General features: G+C 61.8%; 20 protein-coding genes. 12 read left to right on the plus strand and 8 right to left on the minus strand.

The annotated features are described in order from the left end of the window. Positions 1–10: 10 nt before the first annotated feature. Both LIY36_RS06525 and LIY36_RS06530 read left to right on the plus strand, forming a co-directional pair. Positions 11–445 carry a RidA family protein gene (locus tag LIY36_RS06525; protein ID WP_226455156.1) on the plus strand — a complete coding sequence of 145 codons (435 nt, stop codon included), beginning with the start codon at positions 11–13 and terminating at the stop codon, positions 443–445. A 156-nt stretch (positions 446–601) separates the two neighbouring features. After that, positions 602–1954 carry an LLM class flavin-dependent oxidoreductase gene (locus LIY36_RS06530; protein WP_226455157.1) on the plus strand — a complete coding sequence of 451 codons (1353 nt, stop codon included), beginning with the start codon at positions 602–604 and terminating at the stop codon, positions 1952–1954. Positions 1955–1981: 27 nt separating this feature from the next. Here the strand turns inward: LIY36_RS06530 and LIY36_RS06535 are convergent, their stop codons facing one another. Then, positions 1982–2548 carry a hypothetical protein gene (locus tag LIY36_RS06535; protein ID WP_226455158.1) on the minus strand — a complete coding sequence of 189 codons (567 nt, stop codon included), beginning with the start codon at positions 2546–2548 and terminating at the stop codon, positions 1982–1984. Continuing rightward, positions 2545–3459 carry an NAD synthetase gene (locus tag LIY36_RS06540; RefSeq protein WP_226455159.1) on the minus strand — a complete coding sequence of 305 codons (915 nt, stop codon included), beginning with the start codon at positions 3457–3459 and terminating at the stop codon, positions 2545–2547. Before LIY36_RS06540 ends, LIY36_RS06535 begins: the two co-directional genes overlap by 4 nt. 188 nt (positions 3460–3647) lie before the next feature. Between LIY36_RS06540 and LIY36_RS06545 the strand changes: the two genes are divergently transcribed. Continuing rightward, on the plus strand, positions 3648–4136 hold the full coding sequence (locus LIY36_RS06545; RefSeq protein ID WP_192296768.1) for an Hcp family type VI secretion system effector: 489 nt from the start codon (positions 3648–3650) through the stop codon (positions 4134–4136). Positions 4137–4207: 71 nt separating this feature from the next. Here the strand turns inward: LIY36_RS06545 and LIY36_RS06550 are convergent, their stop codons facing one another. The 3 genes from LIY36_RS06550 to LIY36_RS06560 form a co-directional block, all read right to left on the minus strand. Continuing rightward, a complete protein-coding gene (locus tag LIY36_RS06550) occupies positions 4208–5044 on the minus strand; it encodes a 5'-nucleotidase, lipoprotein e(P4) family (RefSeq protein WP_226455160.1) in 837 nt (278 codons plus the stop codon). A 199-nt stretch (positions 5045–5243) separates the two neighbouring features. After that, on the minus strand, positions 5244–5387 hold the full coding sequence (locus LIY36_RS27785) for an OprD family outer membrane porin (protein ID WP_442962206.1): 144 nt from the start codon (positions 5385–5387) through the stop codon (positions 5244–5246). After that, positions 5350–6528, minus strand: coding sequence for a DUF1835 domain-containing protein (locus LIY36_RS06560; RefSeq protein WP_226455162.1), 1179 nt, complete (start codon positions 6526–6528; stop codon positions 5350–5352). The genes LIY36_RS27785 and LIY36_RS06560 overlap by 38 nt, the downstream gene beginning before the upstream one ends. Positions 6529–6854: 326 nt before the next feature. Here LIY36_RS06560 and LIY36_RS06565 point away from each other — a divergent pair, with 326 nt between their 5' ends. From LIY36_RS06565 to LIY36_RS06580, 4 genes are all read left to right on the plus strand, one after another. Continuing rightward, on the plus strand, positions 6855–7532 hold the full coding sequence (locus LIY36_RS06565) for an ABC transporter ATP-binding protein (protein ID WP_226455163.1): 678 nt from the start codon (positions 6855–6857) through the stop codon (positions 7530–7532). After that, the gene (locus LIY36_RS06570; protein ID WP_192296764.1) at positions 7529–8320 is read left to right on the plus strand and encodes an ABC transporter permease; all 792 of its coding nucleotides are present in this window, start codon (positions 7529–7531) and stop codon (positions 8318–8320) included. Before LIY36_RS06565 ends, LIY36_RS06570 begins: the two co-directional genes overlap by 4 nt. A gap of 89 nt (positions 8321–8409) precedes the next feature. Beyond that, positions 8410–9321 carry an EamA family transporter gene (locus LIY36_RS06575; protein WP_226455164.1) on the plus strand — a complete coding sequence of 304 codons (912 nt, stop codon included), beginning with the start codon at positions 8410–8412 and terminating at the stop codon, positions 9319–9321. Beyond that, positions 9318–10571, plus strand: a complete 1254-nt coding sequence (locus LIY36_RS06580; protein ID WP_226455165.1) for an ATP-grasp domain-containing protein — start codon at positions 9318–9320, stop codon at positions 10569–10571. Before LIY36_RS06575 ends, LIY36_RS06580 begins: the two co-directional genes overlap by 4 nt. Before the next feature lie 3 nt (positions 10572–10574). Here the strand turns inward: LIY36_RS06580 and LIY36_RS06585 are convergent, their stop codons facing one another. From LIY36_RS06585 to LIY36_RS06595, 3 genes are read right to left on the minus strand one after another with little or no spacing between them, the layout of a single operon-like run. Further along, a complete protein-coding gene (locus LIY36_RS06585; protein ID WP_226455166.1) occupies positions 10575–11627 on the minus strand; it encodes an L-idonate 5-dehydrogenase in 1053 nt (350 codons plus the stop codon). Positions 11628–11641: 14 nt separating this feature from the next. After that, positions 11642–12415 carry a glucose 1-dehydrogenase gene (locus LIY36_RS06590; protein ID WP_226455167.1) on the minus strand — a complete coding sequence of 258 codons (774 nt, stop codon included), beginning with the start codon at positions 12413–12415 and terminating at the stop codon, positions 11642–11644. A 20-nt stretch (positions 12416–12435) separates the two neighbouring features. Then, complete coding sequence (locus LIY36_RS06595) at positions 12436–13788, minus strand: GntP family permease (protein WP_192296759.1); 1353 nt, start codon at positions 13786–13788, stop codon at positions 12436–12438. A gap of 142 nt (positions 13789–13930) precedes the next feature. Here LIY36_RS06595 and LIY36_RS06600 point away from each other — a divergent pair, with 142 nt between their 5' ends. The 5 genes from LIY36_RS06600 (at position 13931) to LIY36_RS06620 (ending at position 18397) form a co-directional block, all read left to right on the plus strand. Continuing rightward, entirely contained in the window at positions 13931–14803 is an 873-nt protein-coding gene (locus LIY36_RS06600) for a LysR family transcriptional regulator (RefSeq protein WP_226455168.1), read from the plus strand. A 104-nt stretch (positions 14804–14907) separates the two neighbouring features. Next, entirely contained in the window at positions 14908–15540 is a 633-nt protein-coding gene (locus LIY36_RS06605) for a glutathione S-transferase family protein (RefSeq protein WP_192296757.1), read from the plus strand. Between the two features lie 52 nt (positions 15541–15592). Further along, positions 15593–16501 (plus strand): LysR family transcriptional regulator, encoded by a 909-nt coding sequence (locus tag LIY36_RS06610; RefSeq protein WP_226455169.1) that lies wholly within the window; start codon positions 15593–15595, stop codon positions 16499–16501. Then, entirely contained in the window at positions 16501–17385 is an 885-nt protein-coding gene (locus LIY36_RS06615; protein ID WP_226455170.1) for a LysR family transcriptional regulator, read from the plus strand. Before LIY36_RS06610 ends, LIY36_RS06615 begins: the two co-directional genes overlap by 1 nt. Positions 17386–17464: 79 nt before the next feature. Further along, a complete protein-coding gene (locus LIY36_RS06620) occupies positions 17465–18397 on the plus strand; it encodes a pyridoxamine 5'-phosphate oxidase family protein (RefSeq protein ID WP_192296754.1) in 933 nt (310 codons plus the stop codon). Positions 18398–18457 lie beyond the last annotated feature (60 nt).

Below are 18457 nucleotides of genomic sequence, written 5' to 3' on the forward strand. Positions count from 1 at the left end.
GAGCATCACCATGAGCGACAGCATTCAACGGACCAGCGTCGGCCACTTCCCGATCTCGCAGACCGTCACCGTACCGGCGTCGGCCAGCTTGATCTTCGTCAGCGGCACCTTGCCCGACCTGCACGATGCCAACGCCCCGGCGGGCACCCCAGCGGCTTACGGCAACACTGAGGTGCAGACCGTTTCAGTGTTCAACAAGATTCGCTCGATCCTGCGCCAGCAAGACCTCGACCTTGGTGACATTGTGCAGTTGCGCGTGTTTCTGGTCGGCGCCGAAGAGACCGGCGGCAAGCTCGACTTCGCCGGTTTGCAGGCGGGTTACACGCAGTTCTTCGGTACACCGGAGCAACCGAACAAACCGGCGCGCACGGCCTTGCAGGTGGTGGCACTGCCACTGCCCGGTGCCTTGGTTGAAGTCGAAGCCATCGCCGCGAGAACCCACTGACTCACTCGGTAAAAAACTGTGGGAGCGGGCTTGCTCGCGAAAGCGGTGTATCAGTCAAAGCTGTTCCAGCTGAACCACCGCATTCGCGAGCAAGCCCGCTCCCACATTTCTGATCCGGTTTCTCCAGTGATATCCATCTATTTCAGGAGCATTTTCATGTCTACAACACCCCGGCAACTCAAGTTCGGCGCCATTCTCACCGGTGTCGGCACTGCGCAGAACGAATGGCTGCACCCACAAATTCCCGGCGATGCCAGCGTCGACATCGACTGGTATCGCGCCCAGGCGCAGCAGGCGGAAGCGGCCAAGTTCGACCTGGTGTTCATCGTCGACAGCCCCTACATCACCGCGGATTCGGCGCCGCATTTCCTCAATCGCCTGGAACCGTTGACCCTGCTGTCGGCCATCGCCGGCGCCACCTCGAACATCGGCCTGGTGGCGACCTTGACCACGTCCTATACCGAACCCTTCAACGTGGCGCGCCAGTTCGCGTCCCTGGACCATATCAGCGGCGGCCGTGCCGGTTGGAATGTGGTCACCACCGGCCTGGAAGGCGCCGCCGGCAACTTCGGCCGTGAGCAGCATATCGATCACACCGAGCGTTATCGCCGGGCTGCCGAGCATCTGCAGGTGGTGCAGGGCCTGTGGGACTCCTATGAAGACGACGCGTTTGTGCGTGACAAGCGCAGCAAGGTGTTCCTCGACCCGCAGCGCCAGCATCGCCTTGATCACCACGGTGAGTTTTTTTCAGTGACCGGGCCGTTGAATATTGCGCGTTCGGCCCAGGGCCAGCCGGTGATCTTCCAGGCTGGCATTTCCGAATCCGGGCGTAGCCTGGCGGCCCATTACGCCGAGGGGATCTTTGCTGGCGTGGGCAATTTCGAGGACGCCCAGGCCTACTACCGCGACATCAAACAACGCACCGCCGCCGCGGGGCGCAATCCGGATCACGTGACCATCCTGCCGGGCATCTCGCCGATCATTGCCGACACCGACGAGCAGGCCCGGGCTATCGACCGGGAACGCAACGGCGCGCTGGACCTGGACAAGGCCCTGGTGCAACTGGGGCGGCCGTTCAACTACCACGATTTCAGCCAGTACCCGCTGGACGAACCTTTCCCGGAACTGGGCGACCTGGGCAGCAACGGCTATCGTGGCCACGCGGAAAATATCAAACAAGTCGCCCGCGACCAGGGCCTGACCTTGCGCCAGGCGGCGTTGCGTTTTGCCAAGCCGTTCTCCAGTTTTGTCGGCTCGCCGCAAACCGTGGCCGATGAGATCGAGCGTTGGTTTATCGAGGGGGCGGTGGACGGTTTTAACATCCACGTCGGTGCGCCGGATGACTTTGCGCGCTTTACCGATCAAGTGCTGCCGCTATTGCGCGCGCGCGGTTTGTTCCGCAGTGAGTACAGTCACAGCACCTTGCGCGGGCATTTGGGCTTGCCGGTGCCGGTCAATCGACATACGGCGGCGCGGGGGGTGAAGCCTTTGCAGGCGGTTGGTGCATAACTATTTCCAACGGCGTGAGCGCGGCATTTACCACCCTTTCCATTTGCCCTGTTTTTTCAGGGTGGCGATGATGTGCTCGCGCTTGTGTCGGAGTTCAACCATCTTGTGGCGCAGTTCGCGGCAGCGGTTGCTGTTGAGGATGAGTAGGCCGATCAGGGGGCTGAGCAGGGCCATGAAGTAGAGAAAAAGCGGCGGACGGTACGCTATTGCAGGTAGGGATGTCAGTAAGCAGATTACATAGATGCCGACACTCATCCATACCAAGTGGATTCGACCGTAGGTCACCTGAATCTTTGAAACAAACAGGACAAGACCTGCTACGAGGCTGCCGAAGAAAGAAATTTTGATTGCACGGTCTTCTGGAAGTACCGAGAGAAACGTCACCAACAGTAAGACGGCAGTCATCGCTATCGTGAAACAGCCGGCAAGTACATCGGCCCCGATCACCAGCGCATAACGCCTCCTGAATTTTAGTGGGTTTTCAAGGTAGAGGTATGTGCAAGCGAGCTCCTCGGGCGTCATCGTTTTCCAATCTTTCCATGCTTCATCCATGTTGAATTCGCCAAGTTCTCTTGCTGCTTTATGCTTGCTCATTGGCTGGCCTCCTCGTAGATGCCGATTGCCAACGCCTTGATGTTTCCCGGCATTGAGCTGCTAGCAAAACCCACTGCGGCCGCCAAGGCTTCTCTTATGTGATGGGCAGTAGCAAGTTGCATTTCTGTGGCACTGATTCGTTTCGGCAGTGCTCTGTTGGCCTGTTTCACCTTGAGGATTTTTGGGGTTAATCGAGGGTCCTGAAGCCTGAGCAATTCATCATTCAGTTTTGCGCGTTCTTGGCGGTTCAGGCCTTTCAAGACTTTTCTGAGTGGCTTTCCGGTGGCTTTGGTTGCTGTGTTTACTGTTCGGATAGTGGTCACTACTGAGGTGGCGACGCCCAGTAATGCGATGGTATCCAGTGCTGCCTCAACGGCCTGATACCAGGCGTCGTTGTCCAATTGATCAAGGTATTGCGGAGCAAACGCTTCAACGCTGGTTCGACCCAACCCGGCAACGCATTGGGTGATGCTGGCAGCCAGGGCGGCCTGGCCGATAAATGTAATCACCACACTCGCTCCCGCTGTAAAGGGCATGAACGCCACTCCACTTGACACTACGATCCAACTCAATATCGCCCCTGTACAGATCACCGCCGTTTTCAAAGCCTCCGCGACCAACTTCGACTCCCGCGGCTTATGCTCCAACATCCGCTTGAACTCCACCGGCCCCACCGCCCTCGGCGCTTCACGCAACACCACCTTTTTCACCTGCACACTGCACACCGCTTGAAACTCGCGCAGTGTCAGCACATTGAAATCTTCATCGATATACACCACCCCCGCACCAATCAGCGCAGGGTCGGCGTCGATGGCGCAGAACAGTCGACGCAGGTCAATGCTGCTTTCAATTCGCTGGCGCGTGGTGCGGTGGGCCGAGGGAAATCCATCTTTGAACAGGGCGGTCGTCATTCCTTAACTCCTGGGTGTTTCGGGAGTTGAGAGGTTAAAGACGCGTTGGCGCAAATGAATGTCGGAAGTTTCGGTGTTTGCCGACAGGCGCTTCCCGATCCTGCTGTGGCGGCTTGTGGCCCTCGTGTCGGATCAGGAAGAGTTCGCCCCGCGCCATTTCCGGCGCTGACTAAGGAGAGGGAGCCAACATGGCCGTCGATATGTTTTTGAAACTGGGCGATATCAAGGGCGAGTCACGGGACCAGGCGCACCGCGACGAGATCGACATCACCGAATGGGCGTGGGGGTTGTCGCAGACGGGTTCGATGCATTCGGGTACGGGGGGCGGTGCGGGCAAGGTCGATATCAACAACCTGAACCTGAGCAAACCGCTGGATAAATCCAGCCCCAACCTGATGATGGCCTGCGCCAGCGGCAAACATTACCCCGAGGCGCGGTTGGTGGTGCGCAAGGCGGGCGGCTCCAGCCCGGTGGAGTACTTGGTGATTACGTTGAAGGAAGTCATGGTGGTGTCTTACAGCACCAGCGCAGAAAGCAAGGATGATCTGCTCTACGACCGCATCGCCTTGAATTTCGCCACCGTGGATGTCAGCTACCAGCCGCAGAAGGCCGACGGTGCCAAGGACGGTGGGCCGGTGAAGTTTGGGTGGAATATCCGGCAGAACGTAAAGGCCTGAAACCTCACCGCGTGCCCGGATACCGCGTCTGCATCACTATCGACAACGCATCCGGGCGCCAGAATTGACAACTAATTTTCCAGGTGCAACGCCTGTTGCTTGAGCTGGCGCTTGCGTTCGAAGGGCAGTTTTTCCTGGTCGCCATAGGGCGCGCTGTACCAGTTGCCGTAGGTCGGGTTGGGCAGCAGGAACCAGCGCTGGCCGAGCCAGGCCAGGTACGGTGCGGCTGCCTTGCGTTGGTCGGCCAGGGTGTTGTGTTCGGCCTGCACGAAGTCGCCGAAGGAATCCCCGGCCAGCATCAGCACGCGGGCATGGCTGGCGACCCATTGGCGTCGGCAGTTCTTACCGTAGCCAGCCTGTTCGCAGCCGCCGGTCGGGGTGCTGGCGGCCAGCACCTGTTCGTTGTGCGCCACCGGAAAACCGCGCAGGCGCAGGTTGTTGACCGTGGCCTGGACCTGGCTGTGTTCGCGGTTGGTGATGTAGTAGACGGTGATGCCTTTCTTGTCCACCGCCTGCAAGAACTCGACGGCACCCGGCAGGGCCTGGGCCTTGGCCTGGTCGACCCAGGTGTTCCAGCGGTCGTAGGAGTAGACCTGGTTGGTGAGGATGTCCCGCGCATTGAGCGGCACGTTGTCGAGCACGGTTTCGTCGATGTCGACCACCACGGCCGGCGGCAAACCGGCGAGGTCTCGCGGCGGCAGCGCCAGGGCGTCCCAGGTCGGGTCGGCCAGGGCAGTATCCAGCTGGCGCGTGGCGCTGGCGAAGACCTGGCTGTAAATCAGCTCGTGCTCGATCGACGTTTGCGTCCACAGTACTGCGTCCAACTGGTCGTTCGCGGGTGGTTGCTGCTGGCAGCCGATCAGGGCGGTGGAAAGCAGGCACACGCCGGAAAACATCAGATTACGCATGAACAATCAGCCTCGAAATTTTAAGGTGGCGGACAACCGCGCCGTGCAACAGGTGGCCGTCGTTTGCGGATTCACCCTCGTCGCGCCAGTACAGTAGCGTAATCGCCGACCCAGGTGGTGTCGCGCAACTGATCGAACTGGCGCAGTTGCTGGCGGATCGCGTGCACGATGGCGTTTGCCAGCCGATCACCACGTGTCGCTAAAACATGCCCATGAAGCTCAGGCCCGGTACGCCGACCGAGGCAAAGTCGTAAGCGTATTTCACCTGCCAGGTGGTCTCGCGCCCCCCCAGCGCGGGCAAGCACTTAGGGGTGCCGCCAGAGGGGGGGCAGGTTTGCGTCAATCACCCAATGCGGTTGGCCGGGTGTGACCCGTGTACCACCTACCCACCGCTCATGGCTGGCATGCTCCAGCCAATACGCTTGCCCATCGAGCACCGCCCGGCCCAATTCGGTCAGCGCCAATCCTGCTGGAGTTTCCGTCAGCAAGGGTTCGGCCCCATCGATCAACGGCCGCAACAGCGCATAAAACATCATGTCCCCCAGGAACGGCAGCGGTTCGCGCTTGGCCATCAACTCGGCAAACACCCGGCCCGCAGGTTTTGGCCCGGCTTCGGCAAGGTAGCTCAGGGTCAGGCGCTCGGTCAGCGACAAGCCATCGCGGGCGCCGGGCAACTCCTGCAACTGCCGCAGCAATGCGGGCGCCAAAAACGGCAGGGCCGGGTGAGTGCCGTGAGCCAGCTGCGCCCATTTGATCGGTGAGCTGTCGCAATACGCGGCCCATGCCTGTTTGGCCAGTTGCACGGCCTGCTCATCGATCAAGCGCCGTTGCGGCCACAGCCATGCAAGCAGGTCGGGCGCCAATTGGCCGATACCGATAAAGCGCTGCACACCGGGTATGCGGTCAACCTCAATCAGCTCCAGTTTCTTTGGCACCCGCTCCAGGCCTGCCAATGCACGGATCAGGAACAGTTGGTCGTAAGCGTCGGCTTCGCACCACAGCACGCTGTGTTCGGCGTGGGCCAAGGCTTCCAGTTGCAGGTATTCGTCGGCCAGCCGGCGCGAGGCCTCGTTCTTGTCCAGGGCAAACGCCTGGCTGATAAAGGCCGCGCGCAGGGCCTGGTAATCGTCAGTGGGCAGGTCGCGCACCGGGCCCATGCACAACGGGTCGCTGAGCATCTGGAACCGGCCCTTGAACCCGGCCAACTGCAGGCTGTGGGCGATGTCATTGCCGCAGCGCCAGTGGGTGGTGCGGGCTTCATCGCTGGCGGCGAAGTCGGGGTGGCGGGCGGCGAAGTCGATGGCGTCGACATGGGCCTTGAGCTTGGGCCAACTGCTGAAGCCCAGTCTCTTGGCGATCGCCCATTGCGCCTGGGACAGGGTGGCGCTGGAGTCTTGGGCTTTGAGGCGCGCCAGCAGTTCCTTGGCGCGCTTGCGCTGTTGCTCAAGGTTGAGGCGACCGTCGGTGTTGAAGTGCTGGGACATACGAGCTCCTTGTCTGAACCTTGTCCGCTTTAAGGTCGGGAGTCGTAGAAAAATAAGGGTGTTGCAGTGTCCTGGGCGCAGCCCTTTCCGCGGAAGGTGGCGTAGAAGGCGCCAGGCGAGGAATATAGGCAGGATCGTCGGGGTGTGCAACACGCTGATCGATCAAGATTCAGGGGGGAGCAGGCTTGCTCGCGAATGCGGCGTGTCAGATACAGGCTCAGTGGCTGAGCCAGCGCTTTCGCGGGCAAGCCCGCTCCCACATTTTGACCCCGTATAGCCCGTGGGGCACCATTGCGCTTAACCGAATCGAAAGGAACCCCGCGTCCATGAGCGCACTGATCGAAACCCGCGCCCTCACGCGCATGGACGAGCGCCGCCAGGTGCCGTTGCTCCAGCCCACCGATTTCATCTTGAACGCAGCCGATCGTGTCTCCATCACCGGTTCCTCCGGCTCTGGCAAAAGTGTCTTCCTGCGCGCCTTGGCCCTGCTGGACGCGCCCAGTTCCGGGCAAATCCTGTGGAACGGCCAACCGATCAGCAACGCCGAGATTCCCCATTACCGTTGCCATGTCAGCTACCTGTCCCAGCGCCCGGCGTTGCTCGAAGGCACGGTGGAAGACAACCTGCGCTTCCCGTTCAGCCTCAAGACCTCGCGCAATCGCAGCTTCGACCTGGGCGCGGTTACCACCCTGTTGGGCCACGCTGGCAAGGCAGCGGATTTTCTGTCGAAGAACGCCGCTGACCTATCGGGTGGCGAATCCCAGGTCGTCTCGCTGATCCGCACCCTGCAACTCAATCCCGAAGTGCTGCTGCTGGATGAGCCTACCGCCGCCCTCGATCCCACCTCGTCCCGCGAAGTGGAAGCGCTGATTGACGCCTGGTTCTGCGCCGACAAGTCCCGTGCCTGCATCTGGGTTTCCCATGATCTCGAGCAGGCGCAGCGCATGAGCAACATCCACCTGCATATGAACGCGGGCGTTCTGAGCGGAGCCACCCAGCCATGAACTACCAGAACCTCACGGCCCTCGACCTGGGCATCGCGGCCTCGCTGATCCTGATCAACGGCGCGCTGTCGCTGCTGCTGCGCCTGGGCCTGGGCCGCCAACTGCTGTGGGCGGCAGTGCGCACCGTGGTGCAACTGCTGGCCATCGGTTATCTGTTGGGCTGGGTGTTCGAGTTCGCCTACTGGTACGTGGTGCTGCCGTTGATGTGCGCCATGACCTTGATCGCCGGCATCTCTGCCGCCGGGCGCGGGCGGCGCACGTACAAGGGGCAGCGGGTCGACAGCATATTGTCGGTGTGGGGCAGCTCGTGGCTGGTCACGGCGGTGGGGTTGTTCGCGGTGATCCGTATCCACCCGTGGTACGAACCGCAGTACGCGATCCCGATCCTCGGGATGATCCTTGGCAACACCCTGACCGGCGTGTCCCTGGGCATCGAGCGCATGACCCAGGAACTGACCTCGGGGCGCAACACCATCGAAATGATCCTGGCCCTCGGCGGCTCACGCTGGGAAGCCGCCCAAGACGCCATCCGCCAAGCCGTGCGCGCGGGCATGATCCCGACGCTGAACCAGATGACCGTCGTCGGCATCGTCAGCCTGCCCGGCATGATGACCGGCCAGGTCCTGGCAGGAGAAAGCCCGGCGGATGCGGTGCGGTATCAGATCGTGATCATGTTCCTGATTGCCGCATCATCGGCGCTGGGCACGGTGGGGGCGGTGCTGTTGACGTATCGACGGTTGTTTTCGGTGGGGCATCGGTTTTTGCGGGAGCGGCTCGAAGAGCGGTGACAGCCCGCCCTACCTAGCCGTTCGGTCAGTATTTAATCCACACCTGATTTGTTAGGTTGCGAAACTAACAACAAAACGGGTGTGCCGACGTGCTCAAACAAGGCGTTTTTATTGGATTGTTGTTCAGCCTGCTAAGCGCCGCGTTCGATGTCTACGTGGCATTTATCACGCAAACCCTCATTACGCAGTTGGTGTTGTTCTACTGCTTCGTTACTTCTGCTGGCTTTTTTCTGGCACTCGCGTTGTATTTCGATTCGGCTTCCTTGCGGTCCAAACTCAAAGCCGATTGGAAGCTCATCGTCATCATCAACGTCTCCGTGCTGCTCAACTGGGGCGGCCTGTTTTACGCCTTGCGTTATTTGGAGCCAGCGGTGGTCGGCGTTGCTTCGGTCGCCTGCGGTCCTGCGCTTACCCTGATCATGTCCCTCGTCAAAAAACGCAGTGCCAAGGCTGTCTTCGCAGATGCACTGGTTTCATGCCTGGTGCTTATCTCGGTGGGGATCATGTTGTTCAACGCCTTTGCCGGGGACAGCGGTATTGTCAACACCACGCTGGAACAACGCTTGTCGGGCATTGTTGCCGTGATCGTCTGCGCACTGGGCACGGTGATGTATACGGTTTTCTCGAAGGACATGTTCGCGCGCCAATGGTCAGTCTACGAAATTCTGGCCGTCAGGAACGTGGCGATGATTGTTGTTTGTGTCGTCGCCATTCCCGTATCAGGCGCAGGCTTTGCGCTGGATAGGGAGTTGATTGTGCCGATGATGATTCTGGTCGTGGTCGGGCACTTGCTCCCGATTTTCCTGATCCAGAAAACCATTTACTACCTCACGCCAATTCACGTTTCTCTGGTGTTGCTGACCCTCCCGGTGTTTGTACTGTTGCTCCAGTACCTGGATACAAGGGTGGCGTTTTCCATGGCGAGTGTCACCGCGGTCGGCATCATCGTGCTTTTGCTGTTGGGGCGTGCGTTGTATGCAATCAAGAGGGGTACACCATGATCAGGGTCGTCGTAGTCGATGGTTTTTCATCCGGGAAATTTGTAGCCAGTCGCTTGAGTGAAAAGGGCTGTGTACTGATGCATGTGGCCTCATCGGGCGACTTGGACGGTTATTACTACAAAGGCTTTGATCAGGCGCTGTATGAGCAAATGATCGTCAACGCCGATTTCGCCACAACCCTTGCAAGTGTCGAGCGTTTCGAACCGCAGTTTATTATTGCCGGCGCCGAAACCGGTGTATTGCTGGCTGACCAGTTGAATGAACGGCTGCGACTGCCTTACCGCAATGACTTTGATAAAACCAGCGCCCGTCGCAACAAGTACGACATGATCCAATGCGTGACCCATGCACAACTCCCCGCTGCGCACCAGTTCATCGCAGGCACATGGGAACTGGCTCAAGACTGGATCAGGCATCACGGGCGTTTTCCGGTGGTCATCAAGCCCCTTGAAAGTGCAGGCGCTGATGGTGTGTATATCTGTGACACCCTGCTTGACTGCGAGAGGGCTGTGGGAAAGCTGCTGGGAACGACGAACAAACTCAATATTCCCAACTCGCAGGTACTGATCCAGGAGTATCTGGCAGGGTCGGAGTATGTGGTGAACATGGTCTCGCTAGAGGGGCAGCAGCTAGTCACTGAAGTCGTGCGGTACCAAAAACAGCGTGTCAAAGAGGGCGGCACTGTCTATGACATTGATGAACTGATCGAGCCCGACGCTGTGGTCTATCCGATACTGGTGGACTACACCCGAGCCGTGGTGCGCTGCCTGGGTATCCGCAACGGCCCGAGCCACGCCGAGGTGATGTTTACAGAGGAAGGGCCAAAACTGGTGGAAATTGCCGCAAGGACCGACGGTATCTTGCGCCCGGATGTGTCCGCCAAGACCACTGGGCTTGGGCAAATTGAGGCGGTGGTTTTATCGATTACCGAACCCGACATGTTCGTGCAATTGTTGACAAGGGCATTCGATTATCGACGTTTGCAACACACCTACAACGTGTGCTTGATCAACCGTTCGGCAGGCTATTTTGATAAAGACCTGTTCCTGACTGAGTTGCTTAAGCTCGAGTCGTTTTTCGATGCGGTGTTTTATGTCGAGAACGGGCAGCAGATAGGTGCGACTCATGATGTGTTCAGCCAGCCGGGTACGGTCTACCTTGTGCATGCCAACCCTGCGGTGGTCGAGGCGGACTATCGCAGGATTCGCATGCTTGAGGCTCAGGGCGTGTATTTGGTCGCGGGTGAGTAGAACTCAATCCCGATCCAACACCCCAAAATCCAACACCACTTTCATCGCCTGACTCTTGTCCGCCGCCAGCTCAAACGCTTGCACCGCCTGGTCAAATGGCACGGTGTGGGAGATCACCGGGGTGACGTCGATGATCCGGCGGTTGAGCAGGTCCACGGCCTGGGCGAACTCAGGATGGAAGCGGAAGGTGCCGCGCAGGTCGATTTCGCGGCTGACCAGCAGGTTGAGTGGCAGGGTGACGTCGCCGCCCAGGCCGACGGTGACCAGCACACCCCGTGGCGCGATGCATTCCAGGCCGTTGCGCAGGGCCTGGGCGCTGCCGGAGACTTCGAACATCACGTCGAAATAGCCCTTTTGCGCGGTGTAGCGTTTGAGCGCATCGGCACCGTCGACGATGTTGTGGGTGCGCGTGGCGCCCATTTTTTCGGCGCAGGCGAGGGCGCTGGTGGACAAGTCCACCGCGACGATTTCAGCGGCACCGGCGGCGCGCAGGCTGGCGATCAGCAAGTTGCCGATGGGCCCGCAGCCGGTCACCAGCACGCGTTTGCCGAACACGGCACCGGCGCGCTGGATCGCGTGCAGCCCCACGGACAATGGCTCGGCCAAGGCGCCTTCGGCCAGGCTGACGCCGTCGGCGAGCAGGTGGGCCTGATGGGTCTCGATCACCAGGCTCTGGCGAAACGCGCCCTGGATATGCGGGAAGGGCATCGCGCTGCCGTAGAAGCGCATGCCCAGGCAATGGTTGGGCAGGCCCTGGTGACAATAGCGGCAAGCGCCGCACGGGCGCGATGGCGATACCGCGATCCGCTGGCCAACCTTGAACGTGCCGGCGTCGCTGCCCACGGCATCGATCACCGCCGAGACTTCATGGCCGAGCACCATCGGCTCGCGCAGGCGCACGGTGCCGAAGCCGCCGTGCTGGTAGTAATGCAGGTCCGAGCCGCAGATACCGCCCCGGGCGATGCGCACGCGCAACTGGTCGGGGGCGAGGGCCTGGGGTTCGTCCTGGGGCTCGACCCGCAGGTCTTTCGAAGCGTGGCAGACAATGGCGTGCATGAGATTCTCCAAAATTACAGCTGCGCGGTGATGCCACCGTCGACATACAGGATATGACCGTTGACGAAACTGGCCGCATCGCTGGCCAGGAACACCGCCGCTCCGGCCAGTTCGGCCACGTCACCCCAGCGTCGGCTCGGCGTGCGTTGCACCAACCAGTCGCTGAACTCGGGGTTGGCCACCAGGTTGGCGTTCAACTCGGTCTTGAAATAGCCGGGGCCGATGCCGTTGACCGTCAGTCCATGGGGGCCCCAATCGATGGCCATGCCCTTGGTCAGCATCTTCAGTGCGCCCTTGCTCGCCGCATACGGCGCGATCCCGGGGCGGCCCAGCTCACTCTGCACCGAGCAGATATTGATGATGCGCCCCTGCTTGCGCGCAATCATCACCCGCGCCACCGCCTGGCCGACCAGAAACGCACTGTCGAGGTTGGTGCTGAGCAGTTCGCGCCAGTGCTGTTCGCTGTAGTCTTCCAGCGGCCCGCGCCGTTGCATGCCGGCGTTGTTGACCAGGATGTCCAGCGGGCCGAGACGCGCTTCAATATCGGTCACGGCGGCCTGGATCGCCGCGCTGTCAGTCACATCAAACGCCTGGGTGTGCACTTCCAGGCCTTCCAGGGTGAGCATGGCCGCCGCATCGCACAGGTTGCTGCGGTTGCGCCCGTTGAGCACCACCCGCGCACCCGCCTGGGCCAGGCCACGGGCAATCGCCAGGCCGATACCGGCGCTGGAGCCGGTGACCAGCGCGAGGCGGCCATCGAGGCGGAAGTTGTCTAGAACGTTTTGCATGGGATCACTCTCCTAACGCTTCACACCACCAACGACAGCAGCATGATGAACCCCAGGGCGGCGAAGGAGAGCACGGTCTCCATCAGCGTCCAGGTCTTGAAGGTTTCGACGACGGTCATGTTGAAGTACTGCTTCACCAGCCAGAAACCGGCGTCATTGACATGGGACAGCACCAGCGAACCGGCGCCGGTGGCGAGCACCAGCAGCTCGCGGTTGACGCCAGGCAGCAAGCCGATCACCGGGGCGACGATGCCCGCGCCGGTGATGGTGGCGACAGTGGCAGAGCCGGTCGCAACGCGAATCACCGCCGCCACCAGCCACGCCAGCAGAATCGGCGAAATCTCGGCACGCACCGCCATGTGCCCGATTACATCACCCACGCCGCTGGCTACCAGCATCTGTTTGAAACCACCACCGGCGCCGACGATCAGCACAATCGCAGCAGTGGGCGCGAGGCTGGCATCCAGCAGTTTGCTCAGGTGTTCGCGCGAGAAACCCCGCGCCGCGCCAAAGGTGTAGAACGCCAGCAGCAAGGCCGCGAGCAGGGCGGTGATGGGGTGGCCGATAAAGTCCATCCACACCCGCAAGCTGCTGTCGGCGGCAAAGGCCACGTCGGCGAAGGTTTTGAGCAGCATCAGCACCACAGGCAACAGGATGGTGGTGACGGTGATACCAAAGCCCGGCAGGTTTTCACCGGAGGATTCCTTGGCCAACTGTTCCATCAATTCCGGCGACGGCGTGCCGGGCACATAGCGCGAGATCAGGTTGCCAAACAGCGGCCCGGCGATCACCGCGGTGGGCAGGCCGACGATCAGCCCGTAGAAAATCGTCTTGCCGATGTCTGCGCCGAAGATGCCGATGGCCAACAACGGGCCTGGATGGGGCGGCACCAGCCCGTGCACCACCGACAACCCGGCCAGCAGCGGCATGCCGACCTTGATCAGCGACAGCCCGGTGCGCCGCGCCACGATGAACACCAGTGGGATCAGCAGCACAAAGCCGATTTCAAAAAACAGTGGAATGCCCACCAGGAACGCCGAAAACATCATCGCCCAGTGCACCCGCCGCTTGCCGAAGGCACGGATCAGGGTGCGGGCGATCTGGTCGGCGCCGCCGGAATCGGCCATCAACTTGCCGAGCATGGTGCCCAGGCCAAGGATGATGCCGACAAACCCCAGCACGCCGCCAAAGCCGTCCTGGAAGGCTTTCATCACCTTGTCCACGGGCATGCCGGAGGTGAGCCCCAAGAAACCCGCGGCCACGGTCAGGGCAACAAAGGGGTGGACCTTGAGGTGGGTGATCAACAATATCAATCCGATAATCGTGACCAGTGCATCGAGTAGCAGATAAGTGTCGTTAGCCATGCCGAGCATGGTGCCTCCTTGTTCTCATTGTTATAGGCCAAGCCCTGTCATATCGTGTATGACCGGGTGTTACTTCAACGCAGGGGCGCGGCAGCGTCCAATTTTCATTTGTGATGGGCTGATCAATATTCGTGATAACCATGGAAAATTTATGGAGCTGAAGCACTTGCGCGCCTTTGTGGTGCTTGCCCAGGAGCTGCATTTCGGCCGTGCGGCGGCGCAGTTGGCGATCGTGCAGCCCGCGCTGAGCATGCAGATCAAAGTGTTGGAAAGTGGCCTGGGCGTGCGCCTGCTGGACCGCAATCGCCACTCGGTGACCTTGACCGACGCCGGCCGCGCGTTTCTGCCGGAAGCCCAGGCCACCCTGCACCAGGCGGCGCGGGCGGCGGATGCGGCGCGGGCGTCCAATCGCGGTGAAATCGGCCGGGTGCGCCTGGGTTTTGTGTCGTCGGTGCTGCCGCACCTGTTGCCCCAGTTGATCCGCGCGGTGCACCAGCGCTACCCGCGCATCGAACTGGAACTCAAGGACATGCCCGGCCCCGATCAGGCTGCGGCGCTGAAGCAGGGCCTGCTGGATTTCGGCCTGATGCGCCTGCCCGCCGCCCACCCCGGGGTGCAGACCCGAGCGGTGCTGCGCGAGCATTTCTGCGTGGCCTTGCCGGTGGATCATCCCTTGGCGGCACAAGCGTCGATCCACCCCGGCGACCTGCTCCAGGTGCCGGTGTACATCCTGGCGCGACGTTATGCGCCGGGCTTCTACGACGAGTTTATCCAGGCCGTGGGCATGCCCTTGCAGATCGCCTCCGAGCTGGGGGAGTTCACCACCATGCTCGCACTGGTCTCCGCCGGGCTGGGCGTGGGGGTGTTGCCGCAGCAGGCGGCGCGGGCTTTGCCGGCCAATTGCGTGGCGCGCCAGTTGCAGTTGGGGACGTTCCAGGCCACCACCGGCCTGGCCTGGACCGAGTTGGACAGCGCGGTCAAGACCACCTTGTTCAACCTGATCGTGGAATTGTTTGGCGAATGATTGTTTCGCCGGGTGAAATGCTGGATTGTGAATCCTGGTGATTCCAACGATCCGGGGCGCGGTGGAACATGTGTGGCGTCGATTACCCCTTTTTGGAGCCTTTCATGTCCCAGCCTGCGATCAAACTGTATGGTTTCCCGTTGTCCGGCCACTCCCATCGAGTCGAGCTGATGCTGTCCCTGCTGGGCTTGCCCACCGAATTCATCCTGGTGGACCTCAAGCACGGCGCACACAAGGCGCCGGACTTCCTCGCCACGATCAACAGTTTTGGCCAGGTACCGGCCATCGATGACAACGGCACGGTACTGGCCGACTCCAATGCGATCCTGGTGTACCTCGCCAGTCGATATGGCAAAGGCCAATGGTTGCCCAGCGATCCGGTGGGCCAGGCCCGTGTGCAGCGTTGGTTGTCGGCGGCTGCCGGTCAACTGCATGTCGGCCCGGCTTCTGCGCGTTTGGCGGTGGTGTTTGGCGCCCAGATCGATACGGTTGACGCCATCAGCCGCGCCCATGCCTTGCTGCAACTGGTGGAGCAGCAACTGAGCCAAAGCCGCTTCCTCGCCAGCGACCAGCCGAGCATCGCCGATATTGCCTTCTACACCTATATCGCCCATGCGCCGGAGGGCAATGTGTCGCTGGCCGACTACCCTCAGGTGCGCGCCTGGCTGGCCAGCATCGAGGCGTTGCCAGGTTTTGTCGGCATGCCGCGCACGGCGGCCGGCCTACAACAGGCCTGAAGTCGTCACCTTTGGCGAGGCAACAAGTGTGTAAGCCACAGAAGGATCAACAATGGATCGATTCCACGAAATGCAGGTGTTCCTCGCGGTGGCCGAGGAGCAGGGCTTCGCCGCCGCCGCACGCCGCTTGAACACCTCGCCACCGAGCGTGACGCGTGCCATCGCCGCCATGGAGGCGCGCATTGGCACGCAATTGCTGGCGCGTACCACACGCAGCCTGCACCTGACCGAGGCGGGCCAGCGTTATCTGGAAGACTGTCGGCGCATCCTGGCCGAACTGGATGAAGCCGAAGAGGCTGCGGCGGGCAGTTATTCGATCCCCTGTGGCCACCTCACGGTGACCGCGCCGGTGCTGTTTGGCGAACTGTATGTGGCGCCGGTGCTGGGGGCGTATCTGGACCGTTTTCCCTTGGTCACGATCAACGCGCTGCTGGTCGACCGCGTGGTCAACATGACCGACGAAGGTGTCGACGTGGCCGTGCGCATCGGTCATCTGCACGAACCGGGGCAGCAGGCGATCCAGGTCGGTGAAGTGCGGCGCGTGGTGTGTGCGGCGCCGGGGTACCTGGACAGGCATGGGCGGCCGTCGCATCCGGCGCAGTTGCGTGACGCTCAGATCGCCACGTCGTCGTCCAGCCAATTGGTCAGTGAGTGGACGTTTGTCGACGCCGGCCAGCCGCTCAGCGTGCCCATCGAGCCGCGCCTGGTGGTTTCGGCCAATAACGCCGCGATCAACCTGGCGCGGCTCGGCTGGGGCGTGACGCGGGTGTTGTCGTATCAAGTCGCGGCGCTGGTGGAAGCGGGGGAACTGGAGATCGTGCTGCAAGCCTTTGAACCGGCGCCGCTGCCGATCCAGGTGGTGTTCCAGAAGAGCGCCCGGGTGCCGGCCAAGGTCCTCAGCTTTGTGGATTTTCTTGGCGAGCGCCTGGGCCAGGACGCCGCCCTGAACCGGCGCAATTGATGGAGCGCTATCGCGACATGCAGCTGTTCGCTGCGCTGGCCGGGCAGCCGAGCCTGGCGTCGGCGGCGCGCAGGGCTCAGGTCTCGGGCCCGACCCTGGTACGCGCGGTTGCACGTTTGGAAGCGCGCCTGCGCGTGGCATTGCTTGAGCGCAGCACCCAGGGAGTGAGCCTCACCGACGCCGGCCGCGCCTACCTGGCTGACTGCTTGCGCCTGCTCGCCGCCGTGGACGCCGCCGAGGCATCGGCCAAGGGCTTGCATGTGCAGGCCCAGGGCAATCTGCGGGTGTTCCTGCCGTTGCTGTTCAGCCGGTATGTGATGGCGCCGGTGTTGGCCGACTATCTGCAGCGCTATCCCGAGGTGCGCCTCAATGCCCGCTACCACGACTATTACCCCAACCTGCACGAAGAGGGGCTGGACGTGGCGATCCTTGTTGGTGAACTGCCCAGCTCGTCACTGATCGCCCGGCCGCTGGGGCAGGTGCGGCAGATCCTCTGTGCCAGCCCCGACTACCTCAACGCCCACGGCGAACCCCGGCATCCGCGAGACCTCAAGCAGCATCGGCTGATCGCCAATGCCGAGCAGGTGGATTGGGGGTTTCCCGGCTACCCGCTCAAGACTCGCGCACGCTTGAGTTGCGCCACCGTGCAAGGCGCGATCAATGCGGCGCTGCAGGGTGCAGGCCTGGTGCGCTGCCTGAGCTATCCGTTGCACGAGCACCTGCATAACGGCCAATTGCGCCGGGTGTTGCAGGCGTATGAGCAGGCACCGTTGCCAGTGCACGTGGTGTACCGCGAAGGCCGCAACGCACCGATGCGCGTGCGCAGTTTTGTCGATCACTGTGTTGCGGCATTGCGCGAGCATCCGGCATTTCAGCTGGCGTAATAGTGGATTGCCTGGGGTGGTGATTCCCTCGCAGGCGAGAGGGGCGCAGCATTGGCACATACAACCTGAGGTGCTCGCCATGAACCCGATCGAACATTCCCCCTGGCATGCCGGTGAACGGCAGATGCAAGCCGCCGTTGGCGTGGCCGACCGCATGGCGGTAGTCGGGCCCAAGGTGATCCGTGACCACTTGCCGGAGCAACACCGAGATTTTTATCCGTTGTTGCCCTACCTGCTGCTGGGCGTGGTGGATGCGCAGGGCATCCCGTGGGCGACGATGGTGGAAGGCGCGCCGGGGTTCGCCCACTCGCCGGACCCGCAGACCTTGCAGGTCGACAGCCTGCCGCCCCTGAACGACCCGGCCCGCGCGGGGTTTTATCCAGGGGCGGCGGTGGGGGTGCTGGGGATCGATCTCAACACCCGGCGCCGCAACCGCATGAACGGACGGATTGGCAGCCTTGATCACGAGGGTTTCTCGGTGGCGGTGGTGCACTCGTTCGGTAATTGTCCCAAGTACATCCAGGTGCGCCCGGTCGATGGGGTTGCGCGCAAACCCGGCGTACAGAGCGAGCGCTCCGACAGCCTGGATGAGCGCGCACAAACGCTGATCCGCAACGCCGACACCTTCTTCGTCGCCAGCTACGTGGACACCGATGGCGAGCGCTCGGTGGACGTCTCCCACCGTGGCGGCAACACCGGCTTCGTGCGGGTCGAGGGAGACGTGCTGACCATCCCCGACTTTGCCGGCAACCTGTTCTTCAACACGCTGGGCAACTTGCAGTTGAACCCGGTGGCGGGGTTGTTGTTTATCGACTTTGAATCCGGGGACGTGCTGCAGGTGGCCGGGCGCACCGCGCTGATTCTCGACGGGCCGCAGGTGGCAGAGTTCGAGGGCGCGCAACGCTTGTGGACGCTGACCGTGGAACATGTGGTCAAGCGCCCGGCGGCGTTGGCGTTGCGCTGGCAGTTTGCAGAGTTTTCGCCGTTCAGTCTGGGAACGGGGCGTTGGTAGCCTGGACGTCGCCACAACCCAGCCCCACCCCAATGCCTTGTAGTGAGCGGGCTTGCCCGC

The sequence above is a fragment of the Pseudomonas sp. AF03-9 genome, from assembly GCF_020515815.1.
Classification (GTDB): Bacteria; Pseudomonadota; Gammaproteobacteria; order Pseudomonadales; family Pseudomonadaceae; genus Aquipseudomonas.